A 1,580-nucleotide genomic window follows, 5' to 3' on the forward strand; every position below is an offset into this window, starting at 1 on the left:
AATAAAATAAATAAAAACTGTTCCTCCATTTTGCTGAAGGAACAGCTTTTATTTATTCTACAGTATTATTTATTTAATGTAGCCATTATTTCATTGGCTATATTCTTTCCATTTCCAATACACGCACCAATTCCGACACCATAATATGAGGCACCAGCTAAATATACATTTGGATAAAGATTCGTCATTTTTTCTTGCAATGCTTGAACCGCTTGATTATGTTCTAAATGATATTTCGGCATTAAATTTTTCCAATTTGTAACTTCGACTACTTCTGGTTCACCTTTAATTCCGAGACTCTTTTCAATATCATATAAAGCTACTCGTACTAATTCTTCTTCACTATAATTTTTGATTGTTTCATATACCGGATTGGTGCTCTTATAAAACATTCTTACTAATAATTTTTGTTTACCCGATGTATGTTTCCACTTTCGACTTGTCCATGTACAAGCATCACAATGTAAATCACTGTTTTCCGTTACAATAAACCCTGTGCCGTCAGCTGGTAGTTGTTCATCTAGTATGTCAAATCCTAAGTAAATACTTATAAGAGATGAGTTTTTAAATGTATTAAACTGCTCATTTAACTCATTAGACTGTAATAAAGTTTGTGCTATATCATGCGGAGCTGCTAAAACAACATAATCAGCTTGTATTGTTTCATGATTTACAAAAGAAATCTCATATCGATCTTCTTGTTTACTTACAGCCGTCGTTATAGCACCTTTTTTTACGACAGTTTCAGTGAGCACTTCTTCTAAGCGATTAATTATCGTAGATAGTCCACCTTTAAATGATACGAATTTTTTATTTCCTGCTGATTGAAATTGTTTTTTATTCTCTTCAAAACCTTTAATAATACTTCCATACTTATTTTTATAATCCAGTAAATACGGTAATGTAGATGCCATTGTAAGCTCATTCAATTTACCAGAATATACGCCTGAAAGTACAGGAGCAATTTGTCTTTCCACTAACTCTTTCCCTAAGAAACTTTCTAAAAATAGAGCAAGTGATGTATCTTTCGTAAACTCTTTATTTTTCGTTATGAAATCTTTTAAAGCTACGATTTTCCCTTTCGTTGAGACTAGCGTACTGCTAAACAAAGACTGGGCGCTCATCGGTATCCCAAATATAGTATCAGAAGGAATCGGATGTAACATGTTTTCAGAATATATGTAAGAAATACCCGTTTCATTATATACCATTTCATCTTCTAAATTTAAATCTTTTACAAGTGGCATAACATATTCATTACGAGCAACGATTGAATCCGCTCCTGACTCCATAATGAAATCCTTTTCTTCCACACTATGGATTTTACCACCTAAATACTCTTCTTTCTCAATAAGAATTAAATTTAAATCGATATTATAATCCTTTTTTAATTTTTCTAAATAAAACATAGTAGAAAGTCCCGTTATACCTCCACCGATAACAACAACTGTTTTCATATGTGCTGCGCTCCTAACCGATACAATTAATAATTCCTTTTTATTATAACCAAAAGTCCTTATATTCGACTAGCAAGTTGCGCATTCTGTAAGAAATTAGACAATATATTTGAATATATTTTC

The 1,580-nt window shown here is 31.6% G+C and carries 1 protein-coding gene; it reads right to left on the bottom strand.

Translation table 11 applies throughout. The features are described 5' to 3' along the window. Window positions 1-65 precede the first annotated feature (65 nt). Window positions 66-1,457, bottom strand: a complete 1,392-nt coding sequence (locus tag ACQGS6_RS28130) for a protoporphyrinogen oxidase (RefSeq protein ID WP_098300407.1) — start codon at window positions 1,455-1,457, stop codon at window positions 66-68. Window positions 1,458-1,580: the final 123 nt, after the last annotated feature.

It is taken from the genome of Bacillus sp. GMs2/2 (assembly GCF_050172095.1).
Lineage (GTDB): Bacteria > Bacillota > Bacilli > Bacillales > Bacillaceae_G > Bacillus_A > Bacillus_A cereus.